Raw genomic sequence first — 6,708 nt, forward strand, 5'->3', positions numbered from 1 at the left:
GTATGATTCCAGGAAGATTGGACAGTTGTCTCTTCCGCGATTATCGACCGGGGCGTCCGGAAGTTGTGTGCCGGGCGTGAAACGAAACCGGCCCGGCGTCAGCTCCCCGTGGCCCGGCGCGGCGACTCGGTGTGCGCGGCTGTGTCACCGCGCACCTGGGAGTAGGGGTCCAGCGGATCCCCTCCCAGCGACTCCAGCTCCACCCACGTGCCCAGGCCCATGCGCCGCGCGTGGTCCAGCAGGAGGCGCGTCACCACGTGGTCCTCCAGCGCGTGGCCGGTGGAGTCGAACACCGTGTTGCGCTCGCGCCAGCCGAGGAACTCCTCCGGCTGCTGCACCACGGTGGCCAGGTCCGGGCCAATCTGGTCCGGGTGGAGCTGCTGGCACTCACCCTCCAGGCGCGCCTGGGCGGGGAAGTCCGGCACCACGAGGCTGCGGCGCAAGAGCGCCAGCGGCAGCTCCGCCTTGCCCGGCTGATCCGCGCCCACGGCATTGACGTGCGCGTGCGGCTGCAACGCGTGGCCGGAGATGACGGCCCCCGCGCCCGGCGCGACGGTGGTCGCGGTGCAGAGGATGTCGGCGCGCGCCTCCAGGTCCGGCAGCGGCGTGGGCCGCACGTCCAGCCCCAGGAACGCCACGCGCCGCACGAAGGAGCGCGCCGCGTCCGGATCAACGTCGTGCACCAGGACCTGCTCCAGCCGGAACACGCGGCTGAGCGCGTGCAGCTGCGACACGGCCTGCGCGCCGCAGCCCACCAGCCCCAGCACCCGGCTGTCCGGATGCGCGAGGTAGCGGCTGGCCACCGCGGACGCGGCGCCGGTGCGCAGCGCCGTGGCGAACACGCCGTCCATCACCGCCAGCAGGTGGCCCGTCTTCACGTCGTAGACGCTGTGGGACGCGACCAGCGTGGGCAGCTTCGAGTCCCCCCGGTTGCCCGGAAGGGAGGCGGACACGCGCACGGTCAGGCTGTCCCCGCGCCGCAGGGCGGGCATCCAGCCCATCGTCCCGGAGGGCCGGGACTCGCCCACCACCTGGAAGCCCTCCCGCTTGGGGACCTGCAGGACGGATTCGTCGAATTCCCGCAGCGCCACGGTCAGCGCGTGGATGAGCTCGTCCATCAGGACGTCCAGACCCACGCCCTCCACGAGCGCGCGCAAGTCAGTGGGACCGAGCAGCAGGGTGCGGAGAACCGGGAGCGTCATGCGCGCGGAGTCTACGCCCCTGACAGGAATTGCAACGGGTCAGTTTTGATTACGAATTCCTGTCTTGCTGTGGGTTTTGAATACAGGTGCAGGGAACAAGGTGGCGAAGGGGTTGTGTTGGATGCGGGCGCCCGACCTCCGGTGGACCTCCGTGGCCCCGGTCTCCTGCCCGCCCTGCACACCACCCCAACGCCCGAGTGAACGCCGCCTTGAAGCCCTCCGGTCCCAGGACGCCCGTCCTCGCCGCCGTCTCCGACGCGTCTCCCCGACGCTCCACCAATGGCTCCTCCGACGCTCCTCGCGCGCGCATCCTGCTGGTGGACGACACGCCGTCGAACCTGCTGGCGCTGGAGGCCATCCTGGAGCCGCTGGGGCAGCACGTGGTGTCGGTGCGCTCCGGTGACGAGGCGCTGAAGGCGCTGCTGCTGGACGAGTACGCGTGCGTGCTGATGGACGTGCAGATGCCGGGGCTGGACGGCCTGGAGACGGCGCGCCTGGTGCGCACCCGCGAGCGCACGAAGCACCTGCCCATCATTTTCATCACCGCGCTCAGCCGCGAGGCGGCCTACGTCACCCGGGGCTACGAATACGGCGCGGTGGACTACCTGCTCAAGCCCGTGGATCCGGACATCCTGCGCGCCAAGGTGTCCGTGTTCGTGGAGCTGTACCTGCGCGGAGAGAAGCTGCGGGAACAGGCGCTGGAGCTGGCGGAGCGCCGGCGCGTGGAGGAGGAGCTGCAGCGCGCGACGGAGCTGGAGCAGCAGCTGGTGGGAATCGTGGGCCACGACATCCGCACGCCGCTGGCCGCCATCCTCACCACCGCCAACGCGCAGCTGTCACGCGAGGCGCTGCCGGAAGGCCAGCGCAAGGCCTTCGAGCGCGTGGCCCGCGGCGGCGAGCGCATCCAGGGCATCGTGGACCAGCTGCTGGACTTCACCCGCGCGCGCGTGGGCGGCGGCATCCCGGTGGTGCCGGGCGCGGGCGACTTGAACGAGCTGTGCCGCAAGCTCGTGGACGAGCTGCGCGCGGCGCGGCCGGAGCGCTCCATCCTGTGCGACTTCGTGCGCGACAGCCTCCCCGGTGTGTGGGACCTGGACCGCATGGCGCAGGTGGTGGCGAACCTGCTGGACAATGCGCTCAAGTACAGCCCGCGAGACACCCCCGTGCGCCTGCGCACCTACGAGCAGGGCGTCGACTCCGTGTATCTGGAAGTGCAGAACGCCGGGGCCCCCATCCCCGCGCAGCTGTTGCCCACGCTCTTCGAGCCCTTCCGTCGCGGCGACGGCCCCGGCAAGCGCGAGAGCCTGGGCCTGGGGCTCTACATCGCGCGCAGCATTGTTGAAGCGCACGGCGGGACCCTCCGGGTGGAATCCACCCCGGACGTGGGTACGATCTTCTCCCTCTGCCTTCCACGTCAGGCTTTGGTCGAAGCGCGTGCGCACTCCCTGTGCGCGCCGCTGACGGCCTGAAACACAAGGCTCGTCGCGTCACGGGCAAGGCATTGCAGTGCGGGCTGATAAGTCCACATGAAAGGCATACAACAATCCATCCACATCAAAACCTCTCAAGGGATGAGGCAAGTATGAGGACGGTTTGCTACAATGCCAGACGTCCGGGAGGCGATCCGTCCGGACGCAAAAAGTGTCCGCTTTGGGGAGGGTGCGCGACAAATGAACGACAACTCGACGTGGATTCCCGTGGATGGAAGCGACCCGATGCGTGCGTGGGTGCGACGCCCCGCCTGTGGGACGGGTCCCGGCCTGCTGCTGCTGATGGTGGAGGCGTTCGAGGGAAACGCCCACCTGAAGCTGATGGCCGAGCGCTTCAGTGAAGAGGGGTACGTGGTCGTGGTGCCGGACCTCGCCTCGCGCGGAGAGCCGGAGGAGATGGACCTGAAGCCGGTGGTGGCCTGGGCGCGCTCGCTGCCGGAGATCGTGGGCCTCAAGGGCAAGAAGCAGGTCGGCGCGCTGGGCTACGGGCTGGGCGGGACGCTGGCCGCGCAGCTGGCGGCGCACGGTCACGTGGACTGCGCGGTGACCTACTGCTCACCGGGGATGGAGGACGTGCTCTCGCAGGGCGGTGAGAACGCGGCCCCCATGGTGGTCCACTTCGCGGAGTGGGACGGCTTCGTGCCCCCGTCCGCGGTGGCGCGGGTGAAGCAGTACGTGGGCGTGGACGTGGAGCTGTACGTGTACCAGGGCGTGCGCCATGGCTTCTTCCGCGAGGGGTCCCCGGCCTATCACCGGCCCTCGCAGATGACGGCGCACTCGCGGACGCTCGGGCTGCTCAAGAAGGTGATGGGGCCGCGCTACGACCTGGCCGCGCTGTGGGACAAGCACACGGAGCTGGAGTTCGCCGCGCGGGACGCCGCCGCGACCATGGAGACCATGGTGGCGCACCCGTACGTCAACAGCGTGCCGGTGATGACGGGCGGCGTGGGCGCGGAGTACCTGCACCGCTTCTACGCGAACCACTTCGTCCACGCGAACCCCAAGGACACGAAGATGACCCTGCTGTCGCGCACCGTGGGTGCGGACCGCGTGGTGGACGAGTTCATCTTCAGCTTCACCCACGACATCGAGATGGACTGGATGCTCCCGGGCATCCCGCCCACCGGGAAGTACGTGGAGGCGGCCTTCGTCGCGGTGGTCAACTTCCGCGGCGACAAGCTCTACCACGAGCACATCTACTGGGATCAGGCGTCGGTGCTGGTGCAGCTGGGCCTCATCGACCGCAAGGGCCTGCCCGTCACCGGGGCCGAGGCCGCGCGCAAGCTGCTGGATGAGACCCTCCCGTCCAACACCCTGATGGAGAAGTGGGACGAGAGCGCCCCCTCCAACAACCGCAAGGCCGGCTGACACGGCCGGGATGACCTGACCCCCGCGCCCCGGGTTCGCCGTTACCCAGGGCGCGGTGTCTGACTTTCAAGGGCTGGGACGCGCTGAGCCATTGCGCAGGCTCCTCTGGAAAGTCCAAAATGCGGCACCTCACTGGATGGTCCAGGGGGGCTTCGTTTCCCAGACTTCCTCTGGATTTGGCGCCGCTCCCGGATGCGACTCTCCCTGTCCCAGAAGCTCACGCTCGCGCCGCTGTTGGTGGCGCTGTTCTTCATCGTCCTCTTCTTCGGGTACCTCATCCCGCGCGTCAGCTCCGCCTTCGAGGCGCAGGGCCGCGAGGTGGGCAGCGCGCTGCCCACGGCGCTGGCGGCCACGCTGCCCGCGGCGATGCCGGGGGGGCAGACGGAGGCGCTCCAGTCCGTGCTGGACCAGACGGTGCGCCACCACCAGGTGGCCTACGTGGCCGTCTTCGACGGCGCGGGGCAGATGCGCGCGGTGGCGGGCGAGTACGCCACCGCGATGCGCGAGCTGCGCGACAGGCTGGGCCGCGCGCAGGGTGAGGCGACGTTCTACGTGCGGGACTCGGAGCTGTTGGACGTCAGCTCGCGCTTCGCGAACGGCGCGGGCAGCGTGCACGTGGGCTTCAACCGCACGGCGGCGCGCGCGCAGGTGAAGGCCATCACCACGGGCGTGAGCGTGGTGATGCTGCTGGCGCTGTCGGCGTTCGTGGTGGTGGGCATCGTGCTGGCGCGCCGGGTGGCGGCGCCGCTGGTGCAGCTGACGGAGGCCGCCCAGCGCATCGCGGAGCACGGCGACCTGCGCGAGACGGTGCGCGTGGAGGGAAGCGACGAGGTGGCCCAGCTGGCGAAGGCCTTCTCCATGATGACGTCCAAGGTGAAGGACCTGCTGCAGCAGCTGCAGGCGTCCTCGGACCTGCTGCGCGGTTCGGTGGACCACCTGAACGACTCCGCGGGCCGGCAGAACGAGATGGTGTCGCGCCACGCCGCCGCGCTCCAGGAGACGCAGGTGACGGCGCAGGAGATCCGCCAGACGTCCGTGGTGGCGTCCCGCGCGGCGGAGACGGTCATCGACGTGGCCGAGCGCGCGGAGGTGCTGGGCAAGACGGGCGAGGTCGCCATCACCGAGAGCATCGAGGGCATGGTGGCCCTGCGCGCGCAGGTGGAGCAGATCGCCGAGCGCATCATGGCCCTGGGCGAGCGCACCGAGCAGATCTCCGGCATCACGGAGACGGTGAAGGACCTGGCGGACCAGTCCCACCTGCTCGCGGTGAACGCGGCCATCGAGGCGGCGCGCTCCGGGGAGCACGGCAAGGGCTTCGCGGTGGTGGCCCGGGAGATCCGCGGCCTGGCGGACCAGTCCATCCGCGCGACGAACCAGGTGCGCGGCATCCTGGCGGACATCAGCACCGCCATCTTCGCCACGGTGGAGATCACCGCCGCGGGCACGCAGCGCATGGAGGCGGGCCTGGCCCAGGTGCGCACGTCCGGGGACACGCTGCGCCAGCTGTCCTCCATCGTGCGCGACAGCGTGGTGTCCGCCCGGCAGATCTCCAACACGGTGAACCAGCAGGCCACCGGCATCGAGCAGATCTTCACCGCCGTCAACGAGCTCAACACGGTGATGGGCGACACGGTGAAGCGCATCGCCACCACCAGTGAGTCCGCCGTGTCGCTCAAGCTCCTGTCGGAGCGCGTGGCGGCGATGGTGCGCGACTACCGGCTGTAGCCGGGCGGAGGCGGGGCACGAAGCGCTCCACCACCTGGGCCACGGTGCGCGTGGTGGCGGCGCCGGGTTCGTTCACCCGGGCCGCGAGGAAGGCGGCCCCCAGCCGGGCCACCGACGACACGACGAAGAGCACGTGCAGGTTCACCCACAGGTGGCCGCCCAGCATGAACTGCTGGGGCACCTGGGCCGCCAGCGCTCCGCCCAGGGCCGCCGCCGCCGCGTAGGCCAGCCCGCCCGCGGTGGCGAACGCCGCCAGGTAGAAGGGCCGGCCGTGGCGCGGCGCCACCGTGAGGGGCAGCGCGAAGATGGCCAGGCCGTGGCCGCTCCACAGCGAGCCCGCCAGGAGCACGTCGAAGAGCAGCGGCCAGAGCGTCCCCGCCGAGGGCAGCAGCCACAGCATGGGGATGGCGCTGATGCCCAGCGAGCAGAGCATCAGCACCGGCTGTGCGCCCAGCCTGTCGATGGCGCGGCCCCACAGGGGCGCCGTCAGCACGCGCACGCCCGCCACCGCCGCCGCGTGCAGGGCCATGATGACGAAGGTCATCTTGAGGTTCTGCAGGCTGTGCAGCGCGAAGAAGGGCGCGGACACGCCCACCGCCGCGTTCCACGCCACCTGGTACAGGAGCACCCGCCGGGCGCCGTCGTCCTTCCAGGGCAGGAGCGCCGCCTTGAGCTCCAGCTTCGGAGAGGTGCCCGGGGGCGCCGGGTCATGCTGCGCGGCCATCATCAGCGTGGTGACGACGCCCATGACGCACGCGGCGAGCGCCAGCACGGGCAGGGCCAGCCCCACGCCCGCGCCGCCCTTGAGGCGGTCCATCAGCAGGCCCGCGGTGAGCGACGCGGCGGTGCCCATCAGCGTGGTGAGCGCGGTGCGCTTGCCGAAGAAGCGGCCCCGCACGGCGCCGGGGACCAGCTCCCCCACC

The 6,708-nt window shown here is 70.5% G+C and carries 4 protein-coding genes and 1 pseudogene; 3 read left to right on the plus strand and 2 right to left on the minus strand.

The window, feature by feature from the left end; genetic code table 11:
* Positions 1–98 precede the first annotated feature (98 nt).
* Entirely contained in the window at positions 99–1,202 is a 1,104-nt protein-coding gene (locus D7X55_RS33345; RefSeq protein ID WP_121725169.1) for an ornithine cyclodeaminase family protein, read from the minus strand.
* A 209-nt stretch (positions 1,203–1,411) separates the two neighbouring features.
* On the opposite strand from D7X55_RS33345, the gene D7X55_RS33350 reads away from it, so the two are divergent.
* The 3 genes from D7X55_RS33350 (at position 1,412) to D7X55_RS33360 (ending at position 5,785) form a co-directional block, all read left to right on the plus strand.
* Complete coding sequence (locus D7X55_RS33350) at positions 1,412–2,671, plus strand: ATP-binding protein (RefSeq protein WP_233610221.1); 1,260 nt, start codon at positions 1,412–1,414, stop codon at positions 2,669–2,671.
* A gap of 201 nt (positions 2,672–2,872) precedes the next feature.
* On the plus strand, positions 2,873–4,060 hold the full coding sequence (locus tag D7X55_RS33355; protein WP_167510822.1) for an alpha/beta fold hydrolase: 1,188 nt from the start codon (positions 2,873–2,875) through the stop codon (positions 4,058–4,060).
* A gap of 192 nt (positions 4,061–4,252) precedes the next feature.
* Positions 4,253–5,785 carry a methyl-accepting chemotaxis protein gene (locus tag D7X55_RS33360; protein WP_121725170.1) on the plus strand — a complete coding sequence of 511 codons (1,533 nt, stop codon included), beginning with the start codon at positions 4,253–4,255 and terminating at the stop codon, positions 5,783–5,785.
* Here D7X55_RS33360 and D7X55_RS33365 read toward each other — a convergent pair.
* Positions 5,733–6,708 (minus strand): annotated as a pseudogene (locus D7X55_RS33365) (MFS transporter); the annotation flags it as partial. The gene D7X55_RS33360 and the pseudogene D7X55_RS33365 sit on opposite strands and share 53 nt — an antisense overlap.

The organism is Corallococcus sp. AB049A (assembly GCF_003668885.1).
GTDB classification, from domain to species: domain Bacteria; phylum Myxococcota; class Myxococcia; order Myxococcales; family Myxococcaceae; genus Corallococcus; species Corallococcus interemptor.